The organism is Phaeobacter italicus (genome assembly GCF_019801785.1).
In the GTDB taxonomy this organism is placed as follows: Bacteria; Pseudomonadota; Alphaproteobacteria; order Rhodobacterales; family Rhodobacteraceae; genus Phaeobacter; species Phaeobacter italicus.
In genome coordinates, this window is record NZ_JAHVIJ010000004.1 from 396,715 (window position 1) to 423,665 (window position 26,951).

General features: G+C 59.5%; 26 protein-coding genes. 18 read left to right on the forward strand and 8 right to left on the reverse strand.

Annotated features, from left to right (window positions below):
- Window positions 1-74: 74 nt before the first annotated feature.
- From KUV39_RS12240 to KUV39_RS12250, 3 genes are all read right to left on the reverse strand, one after another.
- Complete coding sequence (locus tag KUV39_RS12240) at window positions 75-914, reverse strand: DMT family transporter (RefSeq protein ID WP_008562413.1); 840 nt, start codon at window positions 912-914, stop codon at window positions 75-77.
- Window positions 915-947: 33 nt separating this feature from the next.
- Window positions 948-2,624: a Na/Pi cotransporter family protein gene (locus KUV39_RS12245; protein ID WP_008562837.1), complete on the reverse strand. Its 1,677-nt coding sequence runs from the start codon at window positions 2,622-2,624 to the stop codon at window positions 948-950.
- Window positions 2,625-2,695: 71 nt separating this feature from the next.
- Window positions 2,696-3,475: a DeoR/GlpR family DNA-binding transcription regulator gene (locus KUV39_RS12250; RefSeq protein ID WP_008562051.1), complete on the reverse strand. Its 780-nt coding sequence runs from the start codon at window positions 3,473-3,475 to the stop codon at window positions 2,696-2,698.
- Window positions 3,476-3,649: 174 nt separating this feature from the next.
- Between KUV39_RS12250 and KUV39_RS12255 the strand changes: the two genes are divergently transcribed.
- On the forward strand, window positions 3,650-5,209 hold the full coding sequence (locus KUV39_RS12255; RefSeq protein WP_222459879.1) for an alkaline phosphatase family protein: 1,560 nt from the start codon (window positions 3,650-3,652) through the stop codon (window positions 5,207-5,209).
- A gap of 36 nt (window positions 5,210-5,245) precedes the next feature.
- Window positions 5,246-6,511, forward strand: coding sequence for a glycerate kinase type-2 family protein (locus KUV39_RS12260; RefSeq protein ID WP_222459880.1), 1,266 nt, complete (start codon window positions 5,246-5,248; stop codon window positions 6,509-6,511).
- Window positions 6,512-6,548: 37 nt separating this feature from the next.
- Here KUV39_RS12260 and hpaR read toward each other — a convergent pair whose 3' ends face one another.
- Window positions 6,549-6,983, reverse strand: coding sequence for a homoprotocatechuate degradation operon regulator HpaR (gene hpaR / locus KUV39_RS12265; protein ID WP_037302637.1), 435 nt, complete (start codon window positions 6,981-6,983; stop codon window positions 6,549-6,551).
- 175 nt (window positions 6,984-7,158) lie between these two features.
- On the opposite strand from hpaR, the gene KUV39_RS12270 reads away from it, so the two are divergent.
- The 12 genes from KUV39_RS12270 to KUV39_RS12325 all read left to right on the forward strand — a co-directional run bounded on the left by KUV39_RS12270 (window position 7,159) and on the right by KUV39_RS12325 (window position 19,086).
- The gene (locus KUV39_RS12270; RefSeq protein ID WP_209035488.1) at window positions 7,159-7,551 is read left to right on the forward strand and encodes a 5-carboxymethyl-2-hydroxymuconate Delta-isomerase; all 393 of its coding nucleotides are present in this window, start codon (window positions 7,159-7,161) and stop codon (window positions 7,549-7,551) included.
- Window positions 7,551-9,062, forward strand: coding sequence for a 5-carboxymethyl-2-hydroxymuconate semialdehyde dehydrogenase (gene hpaE / locus KUV39_RS12275; protein WP_222459881.1), 1,512 nt, complete (start codon window positions 7,551-7,553; stop codon window positions 9,060-9,062). Before KUV39_RS12270 ends, hpaE begins: the two co-directional genes overlap by 1 nt.
- A 90-nt stretch (window positions 9,063-9,152) precedes the next feature.
- The gene (hpaD, locus tag KUV39_RS12280; RefSeq protein ID WP_222459882.1) at window positions 9,153-10,133 is read left to right on the forward strand and encodes a 3,4-dihydroxyphenylacetate 2,3-dioxygenase; all 981 of its coding nucleotides are present in this window, start codon (window positions 9,153-9,155) and stop codon (window positions 10,131-10,133) included.
- A 39-nt stretch (window positions 10,134-10,172) separates the two neighbouring features.
- A complete protein-coding gene (locus tag KUV39_RS12285; protein WP_222459883.1) occupies window positions 10,173-11,585 on the forward strand; it encodes a pyridoxal phosphate-dependent decarboxylase family protein in 1,413 nt (470 codons plus the stop codon).
- Window positions 11,585-12,436 (forward strand): fumarylacetoacetate hydrolase family protein, encoded by an 852-nt coding sequence (locus KUV39_RS12290; protein ID WP_222459884.1) that lies wholly within the window; start codon window positions 11,585-11,587, stop codon window positions 12,434-12,436. The genes KUV39_RS12285 and KUV39_RS12290 overlap by 1 nt, the downstream gene beginning before the upstream one ends.
- Window positions 12,433-13,233 carry a 2-oxo-hept-4-ene-1,7-dioate hydratase gene (gene hpaH / locus KUV39_RS12295; RefSeq protein ID WP_222459885.1) on the forward strand — a complete coding sequence of 267 codons (801 nt, stop codon included), beginning with the start codon at window positions 12,433-12,435 and terminating at the stop codon, window positions 13,231-13,233. Before KUV39_RS12290 ends, hpaH begins: the two co-directional genes overlap by 4 nt.
- Before the next feature lie 15 nt (window positions 13,234-13,248).
- Window positions 13,249-14,019, forward strand: coding sequence for an HpcH/HpaI aldolase family protein (locus tag KUV39_RS12300; protein WP_222459886.1), 771 nt, complete (start codon window positions 13,249-13,251; stop codon window positions 14,017-14,019).
- 154 nt (window positions 14,020-14,173) lie between these two features.
- On the forward strand, window positions 14,174-15,361 hold the full coding sequence (locus KUV39_RS12305; protein WP_008561533.1) for a substrate-binding domain-containing protein: 1,188 nt from the start codon (window positions 14,174-14,176) through the stop codon (window positions 15,359-15,361).
- A gap of 91 nt (window positions 15,362-15,452) precedes the next feature.
- Window positions 15,453-16,229 carry an ABC transporter ATP-binding protein gene (locus KUV39_RS12310; RefSeq protein WP_222459887.1) on the forward strand — a complete coding sequence of 259 codons (777 nt, stop codon included), beginning with the start codon at window positions 15,453-15,455 and terminating at the stop codon, window positions 16,227-16,229.
- Window positions 16,222-16,950, forward strand: a complete 729-nt coding sequence (locus tag KUV39_RS12315) for an ABC transporter ATP-binding protein (protein ID WP_222459888.1) — start codon at window positions 16,222-16,224, stop codon at window positions 16,948-16,950. The genes KUV39_RS12310 and KUV39_RS12315 overlap by 8 nt, the downstream gene beginning before the upstream one ends.
- A 37-nt stretch (window positions 16,951-16,987) precedes the next feature.
- Window positions 16,988-18,019, forward strand: a complete 1,032-nt coding sequence (locus KUV39_RS12320) for a branched-chain amino acid ABC transporter permease (protein WP_008560486.1) — start codon at window positions 16,988-16,990, stop codon at window positions 18,017-18,019.
- A complete protein-coding gene (locus KUV39_RS12325) occupies window positions 18,016-19,086 on the forward strand; it encodes a branched-chain amino acid ABC transporter permease (RefSeq protein ID WP_008560312.1) in 1,071 nt (356 codons plus the stop codon). The genes KUV39_RS12320 and KUV39_RS12325 overlap by 4 nt, the downstream gene beginning before the upstream one ends.
- Before the next feature lie 15 nt (window positions 19,087-19,101).
- On the opposite strand, the gene KUV39_RS12330 is transcribed toward KUV39_RS12325, so the two are convergent.
- From KUV39_RS12330 to KUV39_RS12340, 3 genes are all read right to left on the reverse strand, one after another.
- Complete coding sequence (locus tag KUV39_RS12330; RefSeq protein ID WP_037302636.1) at window positions 19,102-19,422, reverse strand: hypothetical protein; 321 nt, start codon at window positions 19,420-19,422, stop codon at window positions 19,102-19,104.
- Window positions 19,423-19,553: 131 nt separating this feature from the next.
- Complete coding sequence (locus KUV39_RS12335) at window positions 19,554-20,576, reverse strand: aspartate-semialdehyde dehydrogenase (RefSeq protein WP_008559088.1); 1,023 nt, start codon at window positions 20,574-20,576, stop codon at window positions 19,554-19,556.
- A 78-nt stretch (window positions 20,577-20,654) separates the two neighbouring features.
- Window positions 20,655-21,836, reverse strand: a complete 1,182-nt coding sequence (locus KUV39_RS12340; protein WP_168578137.1) for an MFS transporter — start codon at window positions 21,834-21,836, stop codon at window positions 20,655-20,657.
- Window positions 21,837-21,975: 139 nt separating this feature from the next.
- Between KUV39_RS12340 and KUV39_RS12345 the strand changes: the two genes are divergently transcribed.
- A complete protein-coding gene (locus KUV39_RS12345; protein ID WP_046211632.1) occupies window positions 21,976-23,133 on the forward strand; it encodes a DUF3095 domain-containing protein in 1,158 nt (385 codons plus the stop codon).
- An 80-nt stretch (window positions 23,134-23,213) separates the two neighbouring features.
- Here KUV39_RS12345 and KUV39_RS12350 read toward each other — a convergent pair whose 3' ends face one another.
- Entirely contained in the window at window positions 23,214-23,864 is a 651-nt protein-coding gene (locus KUV39_RS12350; RefSeq protein ID WP_046211633.1) for a carbonic anhydrase, read from the reverse strand.
- 138 nt (window positions 23,865-24,002) lie between these two features.
- Here KUV39_RS12350 and KUV39_RS12355 point away from each other — a divergent pair, with 138 nt between their 5' ends.
- The 3 genes from KUV39_RS12355 (at window position 24,003) to KUV39_RS12365 (ending at window position 26,945) form a co-directional block, all read left to right on the forward strand.
- Window positions 24,003-24,398 carry a hypothetical protein gene (locus tag KUV39_RS12355; RefSeq protein ID WP_173644451.1) on the forward strand — a complete coding sequence of 132 codons (396 nt, stop codon included), beginning with the start codon at window positions 24,003-24,005 and terminating at the stop codon, window positions 24,396-24,398.
- A gap of 283 nt (window positions 24,399-24,681) precedes the next feature.
- The gene (locus KUV39_RS12360) at window positions 24,682-26,091 is read left to right on the forward strand and encodes a leucyl aminopeptidase family protein (RefSeq protein ID WP_222459934.1); all 1,410 of its coding nucleotides are present in this window, start codon (window positions 24,682-24,684) and stop codon (window positions 26,089-26,091) included.
- Entirely contained in the window at window positions 26,088-26,945 is an 858-nt protein-coding gene (locus tag KUV39_RS12365; protein WP_222459889.1) for a C40 family peptidase, read from the forward strand. Before KUV39_RS12360 ends, KUV39_RS12365 begins: the two co-directional genes overlap by 4 nt.
- The last annotated feature ends 6 nt before the right edge of the window (window positions 26,946-26,951 follow it).

Genomic DNA, 26,951 nt, shown 5'->3' on the forward strand with positions numbered 1-26,951 from the left:
CCAGTCTGCGCCCGTAAAGGCCTCGGCGTCAACGCCACACAAACAAGTGAGTGCCCAGGTTTTGATCAGGCTGCTTAAACAGCAGTCCCGATTAGGGCGACACCTCCTGCCATCAGGACAGCCGCACCAAGCCTGCGCTTCCAGTTGCCTTCCTTCAGGAAAACGAATCCGATCAAGGCTGCAAAGATGACAGAGGTTTCGCGCAACGCAGAAACCGCCCCAAGCGGGGCAAAGTTCTTGGCAAACAACACCAGCCCGTATGCACACATGGAAACCAGACCACCTGCGATGCCCAAAGCCCAAACCCGCATCGGAACCGTGGGCAGCGCGTCGCGCTTGCGCCAGAATACAAAAATGGTCACGAACAGATGCAGAAACGCACCCCACGCCCAATAACTCAGCGTGTTGCCCGACAGCCGAACGCCAACCCCGTCAACCAGCGAATAGATCGAGATGCAGACACCGGTGCCAAGCGCGTACCACAGCGCTGTCCGCCCAACACCTGAACGCAGCGCCTTCCAGCTGCTGAGCTGGATGCCAAGGCCGATAAGGCCTATGCCCAGCCAGGCCTGCAGCGGCAGCACCTCTCCGACAAAGATCATCGCCCAAAGGCCGACCAATGCTGGAACAATGCCGCGGGCAATCGGATAAACAACGCTCAGATCACCATGCTGATAGGCCCGTCCAAGCATGTAGAAATAGCCAAAATGCACCACGGTAGAGAGTGCGACATACCAAAGGCTTTGCAGCTCTGGCAGCGGCAAGACTGCCACCATCACGGCCCCTGGAATCACATGGCCCAGCGCCACCAGGCCCAGAGTCGTCGTTCGGTCGACAGCTGTTTTGACAATCGCATTCCAGATCGCATGCAGCATGGCTGCGGACAGGATGATGGCGATCACGAATGGCGTCATAGTGGACCTATCTCGCAGCAGGCCGAAACCTGATTAGTTGATCTCTTTTTCATGCATACCCTGAATCAACCGCGTCTCAAGCAGTTGGCCGTTGCGATACAGGATCGGATAAGCGATCGCCGCAATGTGGCTGTTGAATTCCCGCAATGCCCGAAGCGTCTCAAGGTGGATATCCGAGGTCTCGAAACTCTCACTCGCCCCATGCTGAAGCCGCCGCAGGTGCCGCTTGCGGCTGTCGCGCTCCATGCGCTTTACCTCGGTTTTTTCCAGTGACAGCAAGCGGGCGCTTTCCAAATCATCGGAAATCAGGACATTGGATGCCAGCTGCATGTTTGCGACGATCACCTCATGCATGCGGGTGATCTCTGTCCAACCCTCTTTAGAAAACTGAACGCCTTTTTTGTGCATCGACGCGGCCAGCGCTGCGAGCCGCTCATCAACCACATCCCCCGCGGTTTCCAGGCGGATGGCATATTCAACAAGATCGCGGGCTGTCTTTGCATTTTCCTCACTCATCCCCTCAGTCGGCATTCCGGCGACATAAGAACGGATCCCGGACAGGCAGGCGTTCACCTCCGTATCAAGGGCCTTGACCGCCTTGATCTTGGCGCTGTCGCCACTTTGGTACAGCTCAGGCACAGGGCGGAACATGGAGCCTACCAGATCGGACATGCGCAGCAGCTCTCGCTTGAGGCTGGTGATCGCCTGCTGTGGCTGTCTGTAGTCATCGGTGTTCAGAACACTGACCGGAAGACCGGGCTGTTTTCCGCCAGAAACAACAGGATCCGGCAGCATGCGCATCATCACCCCGCGCAAAGCCCCGCAAAACGGCAGAGCCAGGATCAACAAGGATGCGTTGAACAATAGATGCGCACTGACCAATGCCTGACCGGTCTCCGGCATCTCAATGATGCCGGTACGTTGCGCCATGTTGATACCAATCAGGCAGATCACAGACCATGTGCCCCGCAACGCCAGATTGGCCAGCGGTATTCGGCGGCCCGAGGGCGCCATCGTCCGACTAAGCCAGACCGGGATAAATGCAGAGCCGCAGTTCGCCCCCAGCATCAGCGACAGACCTGCCGCAAATGGGATCGCTTCAATCTGAACCAGGGTCACGCACATCAAGATGGCCGCAACAGACGAATGCATGACAAAGGCCAGTGCCGTACCAACCAAAAAGGCGGTGATGTAATCCCGGGCAAGGTATTCGGCAATCGCGGGGAGAAAGGCACTTTCCCGGATCGGATCCATCGCCTCGCGCAGAAAACGCAGGGAAATCAGAATGAACGCGATCCCCATAAGGATCCGCCCCATTTGTCGGGCCTTCTTGGCCTCGGTCTTGACGAACAGATAGCCACCGACGGCGAGCAGAACAGGCACCAACCAATCCAGACGGAACGACAGGAGCTGAATAATCAGCGCTGACCCCAAATCCCCGCCCAGGACGATGGCCAGTCCTGAGGTAAACGACAACAGACCACTGGCGGCAAATCCAGAGGTGAGCAAGGCAACCGCAGCTGAACTCTGCAGGATGATCGCCATCCCGATCCCGACCGTACTGGCCTGCACCAGGCTCCGCTGTCCCGTCAGAAGACGTTGAAATGTCGCGCCATAGCTCCGCTCGATTCCCGTGCGCACCATACGCACAGCAAACAAAAGCAGCATGACTGCGCCCGCGAGACTGGTCAGAAAGCTAAGAATTGCCATGTTCTGTTATCGTTTCCTCATCTATTGTAGTTGCTCCGGGTAAGCCACCCCAGGGGTGGTCAGCATCGCGATCACCCCGGCGCAACCACCAGTTTGATCGACCAATCTTCCAGCGCTTTTCGGTGTTTGCGCGGTGGCACATCATCGGTGACGACAAGATCCAGCTGTTCAGGGAGTGGCCCGCGATGGGCGGCGGTTTCGTCAAACTTCTGATGCGCCAAAGCAATCATCACCTGATCCGCAACACCCGATACCACAGCGGCCAGCTGCGCCTCTGTGGCACTATTATAAAGTGCACCGTGCTTTGCCGAGAAACCATCAACAGAAAGAACCGCCATATCCAACGCAAAGGCGCGCACCTGCTGTTCTGCAACATGACCAAAGGTGCCGCGTTCGTTGCTTTGGATTTCACCACCAAGGAAATGGACGTGGTTGCCGTTATGGTTGGCCAACGTCTGGGCCACGCCGATCGAATTGGTGACAACCGTGAGCCCGGCACGATCCCGCAACTCCTTTGCGACATAGGCTGTGGTGGACCCCACATCCAGGAACACGGTCATTCCGTCCCCTATATGCGCCAGCGCCGCGGTGGCGATCTGCTTTTTCTCTTCCGGGTGCTCAGAGATACGGCGGAAAAAACTGTCAGCGGTGTCCGGTCCTGCAAGATAGGCCCCGCCATGGACCCGCTGCACGAGGGTCTGCTTGGACAGCGATTTGATGGTCCGGCGAACTGTTTCCTCGGAAACCTCCAGAACTTTCGCAAGCTCCGCGCTACGCGCAGACCCTCCCAGGCGGCGCAAGGCCTCCAGCAGTTCCAGCTCTCGATGCGATAGTTTTTCGGCTTTGCTCACACGGGTTCCTCGGGTTTCAGGCTGCCATAAATGCACGAATCTCTCGGAAAATTCAAACAGCAAATCCCCAAAAATCCACAAACACACTCAAAATTCGGTCAAACGCTTGTGCTTTTCCTTTGCCAAGTTTCGTTCTTCCCGCTTATCTGAGCCAAAGATCAGAAAGGCGAATAGATGAGCACGACAACTGAAAAACAACGAAATGTTCTCTTCATTCTGATTGACCAGATGCGGGCCGACTGCCTGTTTGGTGCCCTGGCCGACCATGTCCAACTGCCAAACTTGCAGGCGCTCATGGCGGATGCCGTGACGTTTACGCGCAACTACACCGTTGTGAACCCCTGCGGCCCATCCCGCGCCTCTATTCTGACCGGGCAATATGCGATGAATCATCGATCCGTTCGCAATGGAACCCCCCTGCGCCACGATACGCCGACCCTTCCGGCCGAGATGCGCAAGGCGGGGTATCTCCCGATGTTGTTTGGCTATACGGACACTTCCCATGATCCGCGCGTTCATCACCCAAACGACCCGACCGTGCGCACCTACGAATACCCTATGGCCGGTTTTCAAGAGATGCTGGAAATGCGGCTGGAGATGTCGCACCCTTGGCGCGCCCATCTGCTGGGCAAGGGGTATACCTTTGACAGCTACTGGGATCTCTACAAACCCACAGCTCCGGATGGTGGCGCAGCCAAGCTGAACGATCCGGCAGTCTATTCAGCCGAAGACAGCGATACCGCATTTCTGACTGATCGGTTCCTCGCAACCATGCCGGGCTACAGCGATCAAAGCTGGTTTGCCCACCTCACATACATACGTCCGCACCCCCCGCTTGTCGCCCCTGCACCCTACAATGCAATGTATGATCCATCGGACCTGCCCGCCGCCGATCGGCTTGGCACGGTCGGGGAGGAAAATGCCATCCACCCGTTCTTTGTGCCCGCAACACAGGCCCAGACGCCTGCGTCTTTCGTGGAGGGTTTCCCGGACCTTCAAGATTCCGCAGAGGTCGTGCAGACGCTGAGGTCCGTATACCTCGGCCTGGCGAGCGAGGTGGACGCCCATATCGGCCGGGTCATGAAGTACCTGCGCGATAGCGGTCAACTGGACAACACCCTCGTGGTTCTGAGCGCAGATCACGGTGAAATGTTGGGAGATCGCCACAGCTGGGGCAAATTCTCTGTCTACAATGCTGCCTACCATACGCCGCTGATCATTCGCCAGCCCGGCAACAAGAGCCGCGCCGGGGCGGTTGTAGACGCCTTTACCGAATCCGTGGATCTGACTCCCACGATCCTCGACTGGGTTGGACAAGAAATCCCGAACTCGATGGACGGACGCTCGCTGTTACCGCTGTTGGCTGGCGAGGTTCCGGACAACTGGCGGGATTTCAGTATCTCCGAGCTGGATTTTGCCGATCCAGAGGTGCCCAACATTTGGCAACAGCACCTTGGCACAACCGCCAGCGACTCCTGCCTGACAATCCTGCGGGACGCCCGCTTTACGCTGGTGGAGTTCGCAGCTAACCTCCCGCCACTTCTGTTCGACAAAGACAATGGCGGTGAGCACGTGAATGTAGCAGATGATCCGGCCTACCAAGCGGATCTGATGCGGCTGACCCGGCAAATGCTGCGGCACAGGATGCGCAATATGGACCACACCCTGTCCCTGGACAGCATCACCTCAGATGGACCACGCCGACAGCAACGCCAGCCTCTGTCGCCAAGATAGCGCTGCAACACGATTTTGCCCGCGCAAGGGAATGCAATGAAGGACCTTCACGAAACCGCGAAAGCTCTCTTCAAGGCGGCCGTTGACCGGGCCGACCCGGCTACCGCTTTGGCAACTGCGTTTCAAAAGACCCCACCCGAGCCACCTTTGGGGTCTGGCCGCCTGATTATCTTGGCTTTGGGAAAGGCTGCGGTACCGATGGTCCGCAAGGCCATGGAACTGTTGCCCACTGCCGATCGGGTCGTTGCAGTGACAAACCCGGAAAACCTGATCCCGATTGCGGGTGCAACGGTGATGGCCGGGGCACATCCCGTGCCGGACGCGGACAGCGTCGCAGCGGGCGAATGTCTGCGCGACGCGGTTGCAGATTTGACAGCCAAAGACCGGGTCGTTGCGCTCATTTCCGGAGGTGGATCTGCCCTTGCAGTCCTGCCCGCAGGGGCGCTGACCTTGGCTGACAAATCTGCGGTGGCCAAACAGCTGCTCGCCTCTGGAATGGACATCAACAAGATGAACCTTATACGCCAGCAGCTCTCTGATCTGAAAGGCGGTGGTCTGTTGCAGTTGGCGGCCCCCGCAAAGGTCACAAGCTACATCCTGTCCGACGTGATCGGGGATGACCTGCGCGCCATCGCGTCCGGTCCGACCGTCGCGCCGCTTGGAACGCAGGAAGACGCCATCGCGCTTTTGCAGGAGGCAGGCCTCTGGGACGATCTGCCCGCTTCCGTTGTGGCCCACCTGCAAGCCAGCCCCAAGAAATCCGACGTGCCGCCCAGCGCCGCGCACCTGATCGGCTCCAACCGGCACAGTCTTGGGGCCATGCTGGACGCAGCGCAGGCTCAGGGATGGAACGCACGCATTCTCAATGGTGCATTGGAAGGCGATGTCGCAGACGCCGCGGCAGAGATCATCGCAGCGGCCAAATCGATTGAAAACACAACCACCCCCACAGCGCTGATTTTCGGTGGCGAGACAACCGTTCAGCTGCGTGGCGATGGCCTTGGCGGGCGCAATCAGGAACTCGCGCTGCGCGTAGCCCGCGATGGCGCAACCGAGCTGACAGGAAAATGGCTATTCCTCTCAGGTGGTACCGATGGTCGCGATGGCCCGACCGAGGCGGCTGGCGGTATCGTGGATGGCACCAGTTGGGACAAGATTCGCACAGCCGGGGCAGACCCGCAGGCGCTGCTTGCCAACAATGACAGCAACAAGGCGCTGGCGTTGTGTGATGCTCTACTGATGACCGGCGGCACCGGCACCAATGTTGCCGACGTCCAGGTTCTGCTGCGCCTCCCCGCCTAGGCGGCCAAACCCATCCCCCCTTAGGAAAAGGCCAGGCTCAGTCGCCCTTTCGGTTGAGCTCATTCAGCAAATCCAAAAGGGCCTCATACCGCTCAGGCCCCATCTTGGTCCGTGTGTTTTCTATCACGGCCAGGCTGGCTTCGAGGTTGTCATCAATGATCTGTTCCCCGGCAGGGGTGATCCTGACGATCTGGCGCCGGCGATCCATCTGGTCCTTTTCCCGTTGGATCAGGCCCTTGTCCTCCAGCTTTTGCAGAATACGGGTCAGGCTGGGCAACAAAAGACAGGCCTGCTCGGAAATCTGCGTGGGATCGATGTCGCCACTTTCCTGCACCACGCGCAGTACCCGCCACTGTTGCTCTGTCAGGTCGGCATCGCTCAACAACGCGCGGATTGGCCCCATCACACGCTCACGCGCGCGCAGCAGGGCAATAGGCAGGGAACGGTCCGTACTGGGAAGCTGTTTTGTCATACCCAATTATCGCCTTGCCACGACACAAAGGCAAACCAAGACCGTGCTTTTTGCGATTTGCCGCCGCGATTGAGCAACCCATCAGCGGATCTATGCCCGCCTGATCTGGTCCTCGTTGACTCGCCCTCTTATTTTTGTAAACATGTTAAGCATAGTGCAAGAGGGGAGGCTTGCCATGCCACATCTCACAATTGACTATTCGGCCAATCTCGAAGCCGACATCGACATGGCTGCCTTCTGCAACCATCTTCGCATCGCGGCCATCGATACAGGTGTATTCCCCGTGGCGGGCATCCGTGTTCGCGCCTTTGCTGCGTCCCATGTTTCGATCGCAGACGGTGATCCGCAGCACGGATATATCGATATTTCCATTCGGTTGCGCGCAGGTCGCCCACAAGAGCGGAAAGACAGCGCAACACGGGCGATATTCGCCGCTGCCAAAACCTTTCTCGAACCCATCATGCAACGTCGCTCTCTCGCCCTGTCGATGGAAATGCGAGACATCGACCCGGAGCTTTCCCCAAAATGCGGCACAATCCGCGACCACATGCAAAAGGCGGACCAGTGATGAGCGATCTGACCACCAACATCGAAACGCTGAACGGCCATTTGGAGCGCTTTCGCACGGGCGGCATCCTGAACCTGATCAACGGAGAAAGCCGCCCTGCCGCCTCAGGTGCGACGTTTGAAACATCCTCACCCGTGGATGAAAGCGTGATCTGCTCCGTCGCAAAGGGCAGTGCCGACGACATCGGCGCTGCCGCTCAGGCCGCCAAAACCGCCTTTCCTGCCTGGCGCGACACCCCTGCGCTGGAGCGCAAGAAGATCCTGCATCGTATCGCCGACCTGATCGTTGAACGCGCCGAAGAAATCGCGCTCTGCGAATGCTGGGACACCGGGCAGGCCCTGCGCTTCATGTCCAAGGCAGCGTTGCGCGGCGCCGAAAACTTCCGCTTCTTCGCGGACAAGGCCACCTCCGCCCGCGACGGCCAGCAGCTGCAATCGCCAACGCTGATGAACGTGACCACCCGGGTGCCGATCGGCCCCGTTGGCGTCATCACCCCGTGGAACACACCCTTCATGCTGTCCACATGGAAAATCGCACCCGCGCTGGCGGCCGGCTGCACCGTGGTCCACAAACCGGCCGAGTTCTCCCCCCTCACCGCCCGCATCCTGGCCGAGATCGCCCATGAGGCCGGCCTTCCGCCGGGCGTCTGGAACCTGGTCAACGGCTTTGGCGAAGAGGCTGGCAAGGCGCTGACCGAACACCCCGACATCAAGGCCATCGCCTTTGTCGGCGAGAGCAAAACCGGTTCGATGATCATGAAACAGGGCGCCGATACCCTGAAGCGGGTGCATTTCGAACTGGGCGGCAAAAACCCGGTGGTGGTCTTCGACGACGCTGATCTAGACCGTGCGCTCGATGCCGCAATCTTCATGATCTATTCGCTGAACGGCGAGCGCTGCACCTCCTCCTCTCGCCTTTTGGTGCAAGAGAGCATCGCCAAGGAATTCGAGGCCGAGCTGATCGAGCGCGTCAACAACATCAAGGTCGGCCATCCGCTGGACCCGACAACAGAGGTCGGCCCGCTGATCCACAAGGTGCATTTTGACAAGGTCACATCCTATTTCGAGACCGCCAAACAGGACGGTGCCACCATCGCCGCCGGCGGCACCCGCGTTGGAGACCAGGGCTGGTTCGTGCGCCCGACGCTGTTCACCAATGCCACCAACAATATGACCATCGCGCAGGAGGAAATCTTCGGCCCGGTCCTCACATCCATCCGCTTCAAGGACGAAGATGAGGCTCTGTCATTGGCCAATGACACCCAATACGGCCTCACTGGATACGTCTGGACGAACGACATCACCCGCGCCCTGCGCTTCACCAACCAGCTTGAAGCCGGAATGATCTGGGTGAATTCCGAAAACGTCCGCCACCTGCCCACCCCCTTTGGCGGGGTAAAATCCAGCGGCATCGGCCGCGACGGCGGCGACTGGAGCTTCGAGTTCTACATGGAACAGAAACACATCGGCTTTGCCCTAGGCCACCACAAGATTCCGCGCCTCGGCGCCTGATCCGTTTTTCTTCTGGCTCAAAATATCCTGGGGTGCGCGAGGGGCCAGCCCCTCGCTCCCGTCCCCGGCCCCAAGTGAAAGGTTCAAACCATGCCCGTCCCCGCCCCGAACCTCTATCCGCCTTTCAACATCGTGCGGCTGTCCCATGTGGAATACGCCGTGACCGACCTCGCCGCTTCCCGTGCGTTTTACGTCGACATCCTCGGCCTGCAGGTGACGCATGAGGACAACAGCCGCATTTACCTCCGCGCCATGGAGGAACGCGGCCATCACTGTATCGTGCTGGTTCAGGCTGATGCGGCCTCGGTTGGGGTCTTGGGTTTCAAGCTTTATGATGAGCCCGACCTGGACAAAGCAGCAGAATTCTTCGCCTCCAAGGACCTGCCCGTCGAATGGGTCGACCGCCCCCATATGGGCCGCACCTTGCGCACCCGCGACCCCTGGGGCATCCCGCTGGAGTTTTACGTCAAGATGGAGCGTCTGGAGCCGATCCATCAGAAATACAGGCTCTATAACGGAGTAAAACCCCTGCGCATCGACCATTTCAACATGTTCAGCGCGGATGTGGATGCCTCCGTCTCCTTCTACGGCGAGATGGGCTTTCGCGTGACCGAGTACACTGAGGATGACGAAAGCGGCAAGGTCTGGGCCGCCTGGATGCACCGCAAGGGCGGCGTGCATGACGTGGCCTTCACCAATGGTCTCGGCCCGCGTCTGCACCACACCGCCTTCTGGGTGCCGAACCCCTTGAACATCATCGACCTGTTGGATCTGATGTCGACCACTGGCTATGTCGATAACATCGAGCGCGGCCCCGGTCGGCACGGCATCTCCAACGCCTTCTTCCTCTATGTGCGCGACCCAGACGGCCACCGGATCGAGATCTATTGTTCCGACTACCAGACCGTCGATCCGGATCTGGAGCCGATCAAATGGTCGCTCACCGATCCGCAGCGCCAGACCCTCTGGGGCGCGCCTGCACCGCGCAGCTGGTTCGAGGAGGGCTCCGTTTTCGAAGGCACCACTCCGAAACCCAGCGCCTTGAACGCGCAGCCGATTATTGCACCCTGACACTGTTCGTGCCGATGGCACGGACAAAAGGAATACGAGATGAAATGGAATGAATTCTCCGAATGGGGCCGCAAGGTCGCGGATTGGACGCAGGACTACCACCTGACCGTCGGCGACCGCCCGGTGCGTGCCATGACCGAACCGGGCCAAGTGCTGAACGCCCTGCCCCAAACCCCTCCCGAGGATGGCGAGGGGATGGAGGCGATCTTTCGCGATTTCGAGGACATCGTGATGCCCGGCATCACCCACTGGCAGCACCCGCGCTTCTTTGCCTATTTCACCTCCAACGCCGCCGTGCCTTCGGTGCTGGCGGAGTTCCTGGCCTCGGCCATCGCGCCGCAATGCATGCTGTGGCAGACCTCGCCCGCCGCAACCGAGATGGAAACAAGGATGATGGACTGGCTGCGCCAGGCGCTGGACCTGCCGGAGCAGTTCCAGGGCGTGATCCAGGATTCTGCATCCTCCGCCACCCTCGCCGCGGTGCTGACCATGCGGGAAAAGGCGCTGAACTGGCAGGGCAACAGCCAGGGCCTGTTCGGGCAAAAGGCGCTGCGCATCTACTGTTCTTCAGAGGTCCACACCTCCATCGACCGCGCTATTTGGGTTGCAGGCATCGGCCAGCAGAACCTGATCCGTGTGCCGATCAAAGGCGATTGGCGCGGCATGGACCCAGACGCGCTAGAGGCCGCCATCCAGGCCGACCTTGCCGCAGGTCACCAGCCCGCGGGTGTGATCCTATGTGTCGGCGGCACCGGCGTCGGCGCCACCGACCCGGTGGACCGCGTGCTGGACGTCGCGGAAAAATACGGCCTCTACACCCATGTCGACGCCGCCTGGGCCGGCTCTGCGATGATCTGCCCGGAATACCGCCACTACTGGCCCGGCGTCGAACGCGCCGACAGCATCGTCTTCAACCCGCACAAATGGCTGGGCGTGCAGTTCGACTGCTCCGCACATTTCCTGAAGAACCCCGACGATCTGGTCCAGACCCTCGCCATCAGCCCGGAATACCTCAAGACCCACGGCCATGACGGCATCATCAACTATTCCGAATGGTCGGTGCCACTGGGCCGCCGCTTTCGCGCGCTGAAAATCTGGTTCCTGATCCGCACCTACGGGCTGGAGGGCCTGCGCCAGCGGCTGCGCAACCACATCAACTGGTCCAACCAGCTGCACGAAAAGCTCAAGTTAGAGCCTGATTTCCAGATTACGAGCGCGCCCATGTGGTCGCTCTGGTCCTTCCGCTACACTCCTGATGGCGCTGCGGACCTCGACGACCTCAACCTGCGGCTGGTCAACGCCATCAACGACGACGGCCGCATCTACCTGACCCAGACGCGCCTCGACGGCGATCTAGTAATCCGCTTCCAGGCCGGCCAGTTTGAGACGACTGAGGCAGACGTGATGATGGCCTTCGATGTCATCACCGAAATCGCAAGGAGCCTGAGCTGATGCGCTTTGCCACCTACACTGCCGACTGCGAAACCTTCTATGGTGCCGTCACTGATGCGGGCATGATTGCCCTGTCGCCGCAGTTCCCGGACTGGCCCACCCTGCGCGACGTGATCGCGGCGGACGGCCTGCCCGCATTGGCCGTGGCCGCCGAGGGCAAACCAGTCACCCACACCAATTTCACCTATGAAATCCCGGTCCCCAACCCGGAGAAGATCATCTGCGTCGGCGTCAACTTCCCGGACCGCAACGCGGAATACAAGGACGGCTCCGCCCAGCCCAAGCACATGTCCCTGTTCCCCCGCTTCCCGCGCTCCTTCACCGGTGCCGAACGCCCGCTGATCCGCCCGCCGGAAAACCACACGCTGGATTACGAAGGTGAGGTTGCCGTGGTGATCGGCAAAACAGGCCGCCGCATCAAGCCGGAAGACGCCTACGATCACATCGCGGCGCTGACGCTGGCAAACGAGGGCACCATCCGCGACTGGGTCCGCCACGCCAAATTCAACGTCACGCAGGGCAAGAACTGGGACAACTCCGGCGCCATCGGCCCCTGGCTGGTCCCTTTCACCGATGCCACGCAGCTGGATGAGGCCCGCATCGTCACCCGTGTGAACGGAGAGATCCGTCAGGATGACACCCTCGCGCGGATGATGTTCCCGATCCGCGAGGAGATCGCCTATATCTCCACCTTCACAACCCTGCAGCCGGGTGACGTGATCATCACCGGCACCCCCACCGGTGCCGGCGCACGGTTTGACCCGCCAAAATACCTGAAACCCGGTGACGTGGTCGAGGTTGAGGTCGAGGGCATCGGCACCTTGCGCAACACGGTAGAGGATGAGACATGACCCCGGAGCAGCACCAGGAAGCCGCCGACAGATTGTTCAAGGCCGAGCAGACCGGCCAGCAGTGCGGCCTGCTCTCGCTGGCCTATCCCGGCATGACGCTGGACGATGCCTATGCGGTGCAACAGGCTCTAATAAGGCAAAAATTGGCCTCTGGCCGCAGAAAGATCGGCTGGAAAATCGGCCTCACCAGCCGCGCCATGCAGCAGGCGCTGAACATCACCACCCCGGACAGCGGCGTGCTGCTGGACGACATGCTGTTTGAAAACGGCGCCACCGTCCCCGCAGGCCGCTTCATCCAGCCGCGGGTGGAGGCAGAGATTGCGTTCATCATGAAATCCCCCCTCGCTGGCGCTGACTGCACCCGCGAGGATGTGCTGGCCGCGACAGACTATGTGGCGCCCTCGCTGGAGATTCTCGACACTCGTATCCTGCGCGCCGACCCGGGAACCGGCCAGGCCCGCATTATCACCGACACCATCAGCGACAACGCCGCCAACGCGGGTGTTGTGCTGGGCGCGGAGCGCCACGCGGTGGACGCGCACGACCTGCGCTGGGTGGGTGCAATCGTGGCCCGGGACGGGACAGTCGAGGAAACCGGCCTCGGCGCGGGCGTCTTGAACGATCCCGTCACCTCGGTCCTGTGGCTGGCGCGGCGGATGGCGGAATATGGACAACAGATCGAGGCCGGGGATATCGTGCTCTCGGGCTCTTTCATCCGCCCTATCGAATGCCCGCCGGGCACGGAGATCGCCGCTGATTTCGGCCCCTTCGGTTCCGTATCCATAAATTTCGCCTGACAGGAGGCCCCGCCCATGCCCGCGCCCAAGAACACCTTCAAAGAGGCCCTTGCCAAGGGTGAGCGCCAGATCGGCTGCTGGATGAGCTTTGCCGACGGCCAGATTGCCGAGATCATGGGTACCTGCGGTTTTGATTGGCTGGTGATCGACGGCGAGCATGCGCCCAATGACATCCGCTCCATCCGCGACCAGCTGATCGCGCTGACGGCTTCGCCCAGCCACCCGGTGGTGCGGGTGCCAGTGGGGGAAACCTGGATGATCAAGCAGGTGCTGGATGCAGGCGCGCAGACGGTGCTGGTGCCGATTGTCGAAAGCGCCGATCAGGCCCGCGAGCTGGTTCGCGCCTGCCACTATCCGCCCAAGGGGGTGCGCGGCGTCGGCGCTACGGCGGCCCGTGCCACCATGTTCGGTTCGGTCTCTGAATACATCCAGACCGCCGATCAGGAGGTTTGCCTGCTGGTGCAGGTGGAAAACCGCGCCGGGATAGACGCACTTGATGAAATCCTGCAGGTCGAGGGCATCGACGGCGTTTTCATCGGCCCGGCCGATCTGTCCACCGACATGGGCCACCAGGGCAACTCCGCCCATCCGGAGGTCCGCGCCGCCATCGCCGATGCCATCATCCGTATCAAGGCAGCGGGCATTGCCCCCGGCATTCTAGGCGTGAGCGAAGAAGCAACACAGGCCTATCTGGATATGGGAGCACAGTTTCTGGCGGTTGGCATTGATGTGCTGGTCCTTGCCCAGAATGCACGCGCACTGTCGCAAACCTGGAAATCAAGGTAAGCCGTTCACCTGCTGAACGCTTCCTCGACGCCCGCCATGCGGGAAATTTAGTATTTCCACGCAATTGACCGGTTTGACACCCTACCGATAGCCTGCCACCACAGGAGAGAGCGCGCACCGGATCCTCTGGTGCGCCAGGAGGGAGAGAAACAGGATGAAGCGCACATTGATTGCGGGGGTGGTCTCTGCACTGGCTCTCAGCGCAGGGCTGGCAACGTCGGCCCTCGCCGATATCAAGATTGCCCACATCTATGGCAAGACGGGGCCGTTTGAAGCCTACGCCAAACAGTCCCATGATGGGCTGATGCTTGGGCTGGAATACGCGACCGGTGGGACCATGGAAATCAACGGCGAGAAGATCGTCGTGATTGAAAAGGATACCCAGCTCAAACCGGAAAACGGCAAGGCCCTGCTGGAAGAGGCCTATGGCGACGACGAAGTTGATCTGGCCATCGGCCCGGTCAGCTCGGGTGTGGCACTGGCCATGCTGCCGGTTGCTGAGGAATACGAAAAACTGCTGATTGTCGAACCTGCGGTTGCAGACTCGATCACCGGCGCGAATTGGAACCGCTACATCTTCCGCACCTCGCGCAACTCGTCGCAGGATGCGGTCGCCAGTGCAATCGCACTCGCCGGTGAGAATGTGCATATCGCAACATTAGCCCAGGACTATGCGTTTGGACGGGACGGTATCGCGGCCTTCCGTGAGGCGCTCGCAGCACAGGGCCATGAGATCGTGCACGAAGAATTCGCCCCCACCGACACAACCGATTTCACGGCCGCCGGAGAGCGCATCTTCAACGCGATGAAGGATCTGGAAGGCGAGAAGAAACTGTTCATCATCTGGGCAGGCGGAGGCAACCCTTGGGCAAAGATCAACGCCATGGATCCGGGTCGCTTCGGGATTGAGTTTGCCGGTGTCGGCAACATTCTCGCCGCGCTCAAAGGCTTCAAGGACTTTGAAGGGATGGAAGGCGGCACCTATTATTACTACGAGTTGCCCGACAATCCGGTGAATGACTGGCTGGTCAAAACCCATTTTGAACGGTTCGACAGCCCGCCGGACTTTTTCACGGCAGGTGGGATGGCAGCTGGCATCGCGGCTGTTGAGGCGATCAAGAAGGCTGGCTCTACCGATACAGAAGCCCTGATCGAAGCGATGGAAGGCATGGAATGGGAAACCCCCAAGGGCACCATGCGTTTCCGCGCAGAGGACCATCAGGCCCTGCAATCCATGTACCATTTCAAGCTGCGGGTTGAGGACGGTGTGGAATGGGCCATCCCCGAACTGGTCCGCGAGCTCGGCATCGATGATCTGCCAGTTCCGATCCGCAATCAGTAAGCCAAAACGCTAAACTGTTTCAGCCAGCCGGGGCACAGGTGCGACCCACCATGTGCCCCGGCAACCGACCCAAGGATCTGACAGGTCAGCGATGCCCGACCCCATTTTGAGCACAACCAATCTGACCGTCCGCTTTGGTGGCCATGTCGCGGTCGATCATGTCACCTGCGCTTTCAATGCCGGAGAGCTGACAGCAATTGTCGGCCCGAACGGAGCAGGCAAGACGACATATTTCAATTTGATCTCCGGCCAGATCCCCGCATCTGGGGGCACTGTTCAGCTGCACGGCAAGGATATTTCGGGCCTTTCCGTCTCTGCGCGGACCAAAGCCGGGATCGGGCGGGCCTTTCAGCTAACAAACCTGTTTCCCGACCTGAGCGTGCTGGAGAATGTGCGATTGGTCGTACAGGCCAAGGCTGAGCGCGGATTTAATCTGTGGTCAATGGTGACCCACCACACAGATCTGACCGAGCAGGCTGAGAACATCCTGCAACAGGTTCGCCTGCTGGACGAACGCAATCAGACCGTCTCTGAACTTTCGCATGGCAACCAGCGCAAGCTGGAGGTGGCGCTGCTGATTGCCCTGGACCCGGCTGTCTACATGTTTGACGAACCCACCGCTGGCATGAGCGTGGACGAAGCGCCGATTGTTCTTGATCTCATTGCGCAGCTCAAGGCGCAGGGGGACCGGGCGATCCTATTGGTCGAACACAAGATGGATGTCATCCGCACGCTCGCAGATCGGATCATCGTCTTGCACAACGGCGCCCTTGCTGCAGATGGGGTGCCTGCCGAGGTCATGGCCTCTGACGTCGTGCAGGAGGCCTATATGGGACGCGGACTGGAAGGAATTTTGGCTGATGTCTGATCCCATCCTCAAAATCGAAGGCATCTGCACCAATATTGCCCAATATCACATCCTGCAGGGGGTCGATCTGGTGGTGCCGCGGGGCGGTGTGACCATGCTGCTTGGCCGCAACGGGGTGGGCAAGACAACGACCCTGCGCAGCGTCATCGGCCACTGGCGCGCGCATGAGGGTCGCATCCTGTTTGATGGACAGGATATCACCCAACTGCCGACCGCTGCCATCGCCCGTGCGGGGCTTGGTTTCGTGCCCGAAGATATGGGCATCTTTGCGGACCTCACCGTTGAAGAAAACATGACCCTTGCAGCTATATCCGGCCCGATCGACCCCGCGCGTCTGGATTGGATCTTTGCCGCCTTTCCCCCTCTCAAAACCTTTTGGAAGTCTGAGGCAGGAACGCTGTCGGGTGGGCAGAAACAGATGTTGTCGATTGCCCGCGCGATGGCCGAAGAACGCAAGCTGTATCTGATTGACGAACCCACCAAGGGCCTGGCGCCTGCGATCATCTCCACGATGGCGCGTGCGCTCAAGGATTTGAAGGATCAGGGCGCATCGATCCTGATGGTGGAGCAGAATTTTGCCGTGGCCAAAGCGTTGGGTGACACAGCCAACGTGATGGATGACGGACGGGTAATCTGGTCGGGTGCGATGGAGGCGCTCGCCAACGACGCTCCTCTTCAGGAGCAACTGATGGGATTGAGCATGGAGGCGCATTCGACGTGACCCAATCAGCCTATTCCAACCCGGCAGGATACCACCCATGACCGCGGCCCCCGAACATGCGCCGACGATGGCGCGCACAACGCTACGCGACCGGCTCGCGCCCTATGCGCCGTTCCTGCTGGTTCCTGCGCTGGCCGTTGCCGGTTTCCTAGCCGTACAGAACCCGGCAAGCTGGCTGACGCTGACCGTCTCCGGGCTGGCGATGGGAATGATGATCTTCATCATGGCCTCTGGCCTGACGTTGGTTTTCGGATTGATGGACGTCATCAATTTCGGACACGGCGCCTTTGTCTCGGTGGGGGCCTTTGTCGGAATCTCTGTTCTGTTGGCGCTGGGGCAGATGACCGGGGCTCCGTCTCTTGGGCTAAACCTACTGGCGGTTCTCGCTGCCGTTCTCGCCGCGATGGCCGCCACGGCAACAATGGGGTGGGCCTTTGAGAGGGTGATCGTGAAACCCGTCTACGGAAATCACCTCAGCCAGATCCTCGTTACGATGGGCGGGCTCATTATCGCAGAGCAGCTGATTATCGTCCTCTGGGGGCCAGAGGAGATCTATTTCACCCGACCTGAGACGCTGAAAGGCGCGCTGACCTTTGGGGATGCGGCAATTGAAAAATACCGTCTGGTGGCGGTCGGCGTGGGGCTTGTGGTCTTTGCCGCGATGCGGTTCGTGCTGCGCCGTACCAAAATTGGCCTGATCGTGCGGGCAGGTGTCCAAAACGGTGAAATGGTGGCGGCCCTTGGGTACCGGTTGAGACTGGTTTTTGTCGGCGTTTTCATTGCCGGTTCTGCACTGGCCGGTTTGGGCGGAGTGATGTGGGGTCTGTACCAGGAGGTCATCACCGCCCATATGGGCAATCAGGCAATGATCTTGATCTTCATCGTCGTGATTATCGGCGGGCTTGGTTCTGTCGAGGGATGTTTTGTTGGCGCTCTTCTTGTCGGCCTTCTGCAAAACTACATCGCCTTTGTTGAGCCGAAACTCGCGCTGATTTCCAACATCGCGCTAATGGTCGCGATCCTCATGTGGCGCCCGATGGGCATGATCCCGGTGGTAAAGGCAAAATGATCCGCTCTCTCCTGTCTGGCGATATGCCACGATCCAAGTTTCTGGGCGCCATCCTGCTTGTGATCCTGATCTGTCTGGCCTTTGCACCGTTTCTTTTTCCGGGGGTCCGCACAGTCGACACGGCCGCCCGGATCTGTATCTTTGTTGTCCTGGTCGCCAGTTATGACCTGCTGCTGGGCTACGGCGGTATCGTCAGCTTTGCCCATACGATGTTTTTTGGCATCGGCGCATATGGTGTTGCGCTCAGCTCTACCCATCTGGGCCGCGGATTTGACTCCCTGATCATTGGAGCAGGCATCGGTGCAATCCTGGCAGCGGCCCTTGCGTTGGTGATTGGTCTGTTTTCCCTGCGGGTTCGGGCGATCTTTTTTGCAATGATCACCCTTGCCGTCGCATCCGCTGTGGCCGTTCTGGTCAGCCAGATTTCGTCTGTAACCGGAGGCGAGGACGGTCTGACATTCAAGATCCCGCGCGAGCTGGGACCAGCATTCAAATTCGGGAAAGACCTCTTTGGCGGAGAGCTTCTTGGCGTCAAGCTGAACGGCAAACTTCTCACCTATTACCTGATCTTCGGCGGCAGCCTCATCCTGTTCCTGACACTGTTGCGGATTGTGAACTCTCCGTTTGGCCGCGTCCTCCAGGCCATCCGCGAAAACGATTTTCGCGCAGAAGCCATTGGCTACCGGGTGGTGATATACCGCGTCACGGCAACCTGTCTCTCTGCTGCGGTAGCCGCCTTGGCCGGATCTCTCTATGCGATCTGGCTGCGATACGTCGGGCCGGACACCACCCTGTCGATGGAAATAATGATCGACATTCTACTGATGGTCGTGATCGGCGGCATGGGAACGATCTACGGCGCCGTGATCGGGGCCACGTTGTTTGTCCTTGCCCAGAACTATCTGCAGAACCTGATGAGTGGCCTGTCGAGCATGACAGAAGGACTGCCCATTCTGCCGGAGCTGTTCAGCCCGGATCGCTGGCTCTTGTGGCTGGGGGTTTTGTTTATCCTCAGCGTCTATTTCTTTCCAACCGGTGTGGTTGGTCGCTTGCGCGGGCAACGATAGGCGATATGCCTTCCATCATGCCGGGCGGACAGGCATTTTTGCCCCGAACCGGTTTTCCAGCTCGCTTGTCGGATAGCCGAGGAACCGGCAGGTGCAGATTTCCACATGGCTGTGGCAATCCTTGAGCCGGGTGCGACCGCTACGATGCTGAAGGTAAAACCCTTTGTCACGGAGGGCCTGAAACAGGTCCACCCAGGATTTGGCGGTTCTGAAGCTCTCATTCAGAACCATGCGAAGCTGGACAGCCATTTCAGTATCCAATCGCGCGGACATGCGCGCCGAAGCCCATGCACTTTCGCCCGATTGGCCTGGCAGGTGTGTGGTGTATGTCGTCATCGTCTGATCCCCTTTGGTCCGGAATTGACCTCCCCATCAGACTAGTGACACCAAGGCTGCTAGAAATAGCTGTACAAACAGTAAAAGGGGCGCCTCTTTCGAGACGCCCCTCTATCTGGAAGGATAGCAGATTAGCCTTTTTTCAGGACTTCGCGACCCAGAAGTTCTGCGATCTGCACGGCATTCAGGGCCGCGCCTTTGCGCAGGTTGTCAGAGACGCACCACAGGTTCAGACCGTTGTCGATGGTCGAATCCTGACGGATGCGGCTGATGAAGGTTGCAAAGTCGCCAACGCATTCGATCGGGGTGACGTAGCCACCGTCTTCGCGCTTGTCGATGACCATGATGCCCGGCGCCTCACGCAGGATGTCGCGGGCTTCGTCTTCGTCAAGGAAGTCTTCGAATTCGATGTTGATCGATTCGGAGTGACCAACAAACACCGGCACTCGCACGCAGGTCGCCGTGACCTTGATCGACGGATCGACGATCTTCTTTGTCTCCGCCACCATCTTCCATTCTTCCTTGGTCGAACCGTCGTCCAGGAAAACGTCGATGTGCGGAATCACGTTGAACGCGATCTGCTTTGTGTAGACGCTCGGCGGCACGTCCTGCGTCGGATTGTAAACCGCCTTGGTCTGATCCCACAGCTCGTCAATCGCTTCCTTGCCGGAGCCGGAAACGGATTGGTAGGTCGATACCACCACGCGCTTGATCTTGGCACGATCATGCAGCGGCTTCAGCGCCACAACCATCTGCGCGGTCGAGCAGTTCGGGTTGGCGATGATGTTTTTCTTGGCATAGCCGTGCACGGCCTGCGGGTTCACTTCCGGTACGATCAGCGGGATGTCCGGATCGTAGCGATAGAGCGAAGAGTTATCGATGACGGTACAGCCCGCCGCCGCAGCCTTGGGCGCATATTTCTTCGTCGCATCGGAACCGATGGCAAAAAGCGCCATGTCCCAGCCTGCAAAGTCGAACGTGTCCAGGTCCTGGGTTGTCAGTGTCTTGTCGCCGAATGTGACTTCGGTGCCGAGGGATTTGCGGCTCGCCAGAACTGCAATCTCATCCACAGGAAACTGGCGCTCAGCCAGAATGTTCAGCATTTCGCGACCCACGTTGCCCGTGGCGCCAGCGATAACGACGCGATAACCCATTTTGTTTCTCCAATTGTATCCGGCCTTGTGGCCGGCTGCGGTGTCATATCGATATTGGCCTCAGTATGAAAGGCCGGATCAGTCCAACCGGTCCTGACTGAGCAGATATATTGCGCATCCGACCGCCAAAAAGATCGTGAAGAAGGCAAAAATCGCAAAATAGGGAACAGAAAGGTCCGCACCGGCCATTTTCGCATGGAGCCGTCCGCTGGCGAACTGCATGATTCCCACGCCGCCAATTCCAAAGAAGTTGAGCATCGTGACACCCCGCCCGACCAGATGCGGCGGAACAAAAGCCCGCCCATGTGCAAGGATCACAGGAAAGGACGCGCCAAAAAAGCCAACCGCAGCCAAGAGCGCGATGACCAGAACCACCGGCCCGTCGATCCACATCATCAACCCACAAAGAGCCAGACCACCCAGCAGGTTGCCTCCCAGGATGACCCCCTTGCGAGTACCCAGCAGCCGGTCCATTGGCCCATAGGCAAAGGTTCCCAGGATCATCGCGATCCCCATCGCGAGGCTGGCAAGCCCCACATCCGCGCGGCTCATGTTGAAAACGTCGCTCAGGTAGGGGCCGATCCACAGCCCTCGCAGTGCCGCAGAGGGGGCATAGGCGACCAACATCAGCAGAAAGATGGGCCACAGGACCGGCATTCTGAGAATATCAAGAACCGACCCTTTGGGCGCATCATCAGGCGCGCTGACCTTTTCCGGATCCCGGACCGTAACGCCAATGCCAACAGCCACCAGCGCAGAAACCACCGCCAGTCCGATCATGGTGCCACGCCATCCGACCCATTCCACAGCCAATGCCGTCGGATAAGAGGCCACCAAATTCCCAAGCGACCCCACCCCCAGCATCACGGCCGCAAGTGTTGCAAACTGGCGCGGCGGATACTGGCGCGCAAAGATGTAGTAGGACGCCATCAGAACCGGAGAGCAGCCAACACCGATCAGCACCATCGCAAGGCTGACATGGATCGGCGCAGTTGCAACCGCAAACAAGAGCGCACCACCCCCACCGCCCACAAGCAACAGGGCCGCCGCCGTGCGGCTCGGCCCGATGCGGTCCAGGGCCCAGCCCACCGGTAGCTGCATAGCGGCAAATGTCAGAAACCAAAGACCAGAGGCGAACGCCAGATCTTCGGGTGTGGTGCCGATGTCGGTTTCCAGCGCAGACGTCAGCACAGCGAGAAACGCCCGATAAAACTGACTGAGCACATAGCCCAGACACAAGATGATCAAGCCGATGTGCATTGCTCTGCCTCCTCCTGATATGGTTGAACTCACAGTGGCGATTTCGCACCGTTGCACAAGGGTGCGAAACCACCAGTCCGTGAATGGTCGTGATCTGAAACCGCGCTACCCTATCCTTCGACAGGAGGCATTTACCCCGATGGCCCAGGACGATTTTTACAAAAACCTTTCGCCAAGCAAGGATTTCGCTGCTTTGACGCGGAGCGGCGCGTTTACCCCACTGCCGCGCGACTGGATGGTCGGCTGCTGCGATATCGTAAATTCCTCAGAGCTGATCGCCAAGGGACGGTACAAGACGGTCAACACCATCGGCGCTTCTGCGATTGCCGCTATGATCAATGCGATGAGGGGCACGTCGTTCCCGTATATCTTTGGCGGTGATGGCGCATCTTTTGCCGTGCCACCCGAATTCGCAGATACCGCGCGCGATGTTCTTAGCCGGTTGCGCAGTTGGGCCAGTGCAGAATTCGATATCGACTTGCGCGCCGCGCTTTTGCCGGTGTCATGGATCCGGGCCGAAGGGCTTGATGTGACGGTTGCGCGCTATGCGGTGTCAGATGCAGCAGACTACGCGATGTTTTCCGGTGGCGGCCTTACTTGGGCGGAACAACAGATGAAGGCAGGCGGTTTTCAGGTCGCCCCAGCCGAGCTGCCGGACCCGCCTGACCTGACCGGCCTTTCCTGCCGCTGGAATACAATCCCTGCGCGCAACGGGATGATCCTGTCCGTGGTGGTACAACCTGTTCCCGGCGCGCCTTCTGGCAGCTTTGAGAGAATCACGAGCGAGGTCCTCGCTGTTGCGGAACAGCTACAGCGCAGCGGCCATCCTGTTCCCGCTGAGGGACCAGATTTCAGTTTTCCACCGCCCGGCATTGACCTGGAGGCCCGGATTTTCCGCGGTCAGGGGTCGGTGATTTGGAAAAAACTGCAAGTATTTCTATTCAGTGCCTTTGCCGCCTTTGCCCTGTCGCGCAAAAAGCCTCTGGCTGGATTTGACGCATCTCACTACCGTCAGATGCTCGCCGCCAATGCCGACTACCGCAAGTTCGATGACGGTTTGAAACTTACGCTCGATTGCCCCGAAGAGGTGCGCGCAGCCCTTGCCGATATCCTGGAACGCGCGGCGGCTGCGCGGCTGGTCCGCTATGGCCTTCATCAACAAGACGAAGCACTGGTCACCTGCATCGTGCCCTCGGTGATGCGGGACGATCACGTCCATTTTGTCGATGGGGCTGCTGGTGGCTACACTCAGGCCGCGCTTCAGATGAGCGCAGGTATGACCTCTGCCGTGGCCTGATCGCTCCCACCTGCAAGCAAATCAAAGCCCTCCCGCATCGCTGCGAGAGGGCTTTGTCTTATCGGGACAGAATGTGCTGATCACACAGGCTGGAACCGCCCGGCACGCGGATCGTAACATTCCAAACCGCCCTCACCGATATCCGTCCAAAGACCGTGCAGGCTCAGGGTTCCGTCGCGTACAGCACTGTCAATAAAGGGAAATGTCATCAGGTTTTCCAGAGACGCAACAACCGCCTGACGTTCAAACTGGCGGGCCTGCGCATCGGCATCTTCGATATCTTCCACCAAAGAGAATTTCGGTTTCAGAATGTCCATCCACCGCCCGACAAAGCTCTCTTTTGCGTCAAGAGCCGGCGCATGGCCTTTGCACATGTCGATGCAGCCCTGAACACCACCACATTGCGAGTGACCCAGCACGATCAGATGCGCAACCTTGAGAACGGTCACGGCATATTCGACCGTTGCGCTGGTCCCGTGATGATCCCCATCCGGTTGATAGGGCGGAACGAGGTTGGCGATATTTCGGTGGATAAAGAACTCACCCTGATCAGCCCCAAAGATGGAGGTCACATGCACGCGGCTGTCACAGCAGGAAATCACCATGGCACGGGGACGCTGACCTTCGCTGGCAAGCCGCCGATACCAGCCTTGGTTCTCGCTGTAGGTGGTCGCTTTCCAGCCGTGATAGCGCGTCACCAGATAGCTGGGGAGAGGTTTGGCGAATTCCATAAGTTATTCCTCAAATGACCTTATGCGAGGTCTGTTACCAAGGATTGTTACCAAATTCGAGAGATTTGGCTACCTGCGTGGAAACCTTTTGAAAACTTCTGAGGCGCAATTTTGGATCGTGCCGTGGGGGCATGAATAATGGGGTTTAATGTGGTGGCTCAGATACTCACAGTAATACACAAGGAAAACGTGCGTCTGGATTCCGAGAAACTCTCGGAGCTCTATGCGCAACTTGGCGAAGCCGGGGCAGAAGATGTCATCTGTCGCGCAATTGAAGAGCTGGCAGTGCGCTTGTCTCATTGCGAACGGCTCTGGCGTCAGAATGATATGGCCAACCTGCGCAAAAGCGCGCGATCGCTGATTGCGATTTCGGATCAGATCGGGATGACGGCGATGGCGCGCATTGCGCGGGACGTCACCGCTGCGATCGACAGCGAGGATCCGTCAGCCATTTCTGCAACATTGTTCCGCCTGATGCGGATCGGAGAGCGCTCGCTCACTGCCGTTTGGGAGCAACAAGACCTTTCCGTTTGATCGGTGATCCTGGGGGGACACCGCCAAAACAAGGCAACTATAGCTGAGTTCGGACTGCCACCGACGGGGTTTCCCCGCATCAGCAGGTGCCTGCCAAACCAACGTCGCACTGTCTCAGTGACCGGGCTCTGCAAAGGGGCCCTTATCGGCGTTGGGCATACGACAGTCAGGCCCGGAGGCATTCGTACTCGGGCGGACGAGCCAAGACAGTGCAGGGCTTGCAGATGGCGCTGTGACAGATACTGTGACGATGAAATCGCCCCCCGGACCGGAGTATCCCGTCATGACCTCTGCCAAGCCCCCTGTCTTTGCCAATGCGGATGCCGCTGCAATCGATCTGCATGTTCTGGATCAAGACACCTGCGAGGACTGGCTGGCAGCGGCCCCCGCCATGACCGCGAATTGGGCTCGCACCAATGGCTTTCGGGGCGCGATTGGGCAGGTCGTTGTCGTGCCCGCGCCTGATGGGCAACCCGCACAGGTGCTGGTGGGATTTGGCCGGGCTGCAGACCGCGCCCGCAAACGGTTCAATCTGGCGGCAGCCGTGCCATCCCTTCCCAAAGGCATATATCGCCTGGCCGAGGGTGTCGCAGAGGCGGATCGCGCAGCCGAATCGCTTGGCTGGCTATTGGCGCAATATCGCTATGACCGCTACAAATCCGGCGGTGATGCCGACACGCATCTGGTCGCCCCCGAAGGCGTAGACGCCACACGCATCGAAGCACTCGCAGCAGGAGAGTTCCTGACCCGCGACCTGATCAACACACCCGCAGGTGACATGGGACCGGATGAACTGGAGGCCGCCGCACGCGATCTGGCTGACCAGCACAAGGCCAGTTGCACCGTCGTCCAGGATGAGGATCTCCTGCAGCAGAACCTGCCGATGATACATGCGGTTGGCCGCGCCTCTGACAGGCGGCCGCGTCTGATCGATATCAAATGGGGCAACAGCGGCCCGACGCTGACACTGGTCGGCAAGGGCGTCTGTTTTGACACTGGCGGGCTGAATCTCAAACCCGGAAGCAGCATGGCGCTGATGAAAAAGGATATGGGCGGCGCGGCAAATGTTCTGGGCCTTGCCCATATGATCATGGCGTTGAACCTGCCTGTCCGCTTGCGGGTTCTCATTCCCGCGGTTGAAAACAGCGTCTCAGCAAATGCCTTTCGCCCCGGCGACGTCCTGACAGCGCGCAACGGGTTGACCGTCGAGATCAACAACACCGACGCCGAGGGGCGGCTCGTGCTGGCCGATGCTCTGGCTCTTGCAGCGGAAGACACCCCCGACTTGCTGATTTCCATGGCGACCCTCACAGGCGCGGCACGGGTGGCGGTTGGGCCTGACCTTGCCCCGTTTTATACCGATAACGAAGGCGACGCGGTTGCACTGGCACAGGCGGCACAGAGATTGGCAGATCCAGTCTGGCGCATGCCGTTCCACACTCCGTATGAGACGATGATCGAACCGCAGATCGCTGACCTCGACAATGCCCCGGGTGGTGGTTTTGCAGGCTCGATTACTGCGGCGTTGTTCCTGCGCCGCTTTGCAGCCGATACCCGCTACATGCATTTTGACATCTACGGCTGGACCCCAGCTGCCGCACCCGCCCGCCCCAAAGGGGGCGCGCTGCAGGGCGCGCGCGCCCTGCTTGAGGCTCTTCCAAACATGCTGGACCTGCCGAAAGGCTCCAAATGACGGACGCACGACGCACCCCTGCCAATGACCGGGTTGTCGCCGCACGGCTGAAACAGAGCTACCCGGATCTGGCCTCCGTTGACGGAACCAACATGACGGTCATCGCCCCCGTGGTGGACCTGTTGCGCCGACCTGATGGGCCGCGGGACAGGCAACTGCTGCTTGGCGCGGATGTCACGGTTTATGAGGACAGGAACGGCTGGGCCTATGTGCAGTCCGCGGCTGATGACTATGTTGGCTATGTATCGAGCGCCGCACTGGCTGAGCGGGATGCGCCTGCAACCCATATGGTGTGCACGGCCGCAACTCATGCCTACCGCGATGCAAACATGAAGTCCCAGGATCTCTGCGGCTTGAGCTTTGGCGCTCGTGTTCGGGTCTTGGGGCAAACAGACCGGTTCGCCGAAACCGACCAGGGCTTTATCCCGGCCCACCACCTGCGCCCCTTGGATGCCTACTCAGCTGATCCCGTAACCGTCGCCGAGCTGTTCCTCGGGACCCCATATCTATGGGGCGGCAACAGCCGCTCCGGCATCGACTGCTCGGGCCTTGTGCAGGCTGCCATGTTGGCCTCTGGCATCGACTGTCCCGGCGACAGCGATCAGCAGGAACAAGAACTGGGCGAACCTTTACCCCTGGGCAATACATCCGTCCCGACAGATCTGCGACGCGGCGATATTCTGTTCTGGAAAGGCCATGTGGCAATGATGCGGGACAACGAAACCATGATCCATGCAAATGCCTACCATATGGCCGTGGCATTAGAACCTGTCACAGGGGCCGTCAGCCGGATCATGGAACAGGGGGATGGGCCGATCACCGGGCATCGCAGGCTACCGCTCACGACAGGCTGACATAGT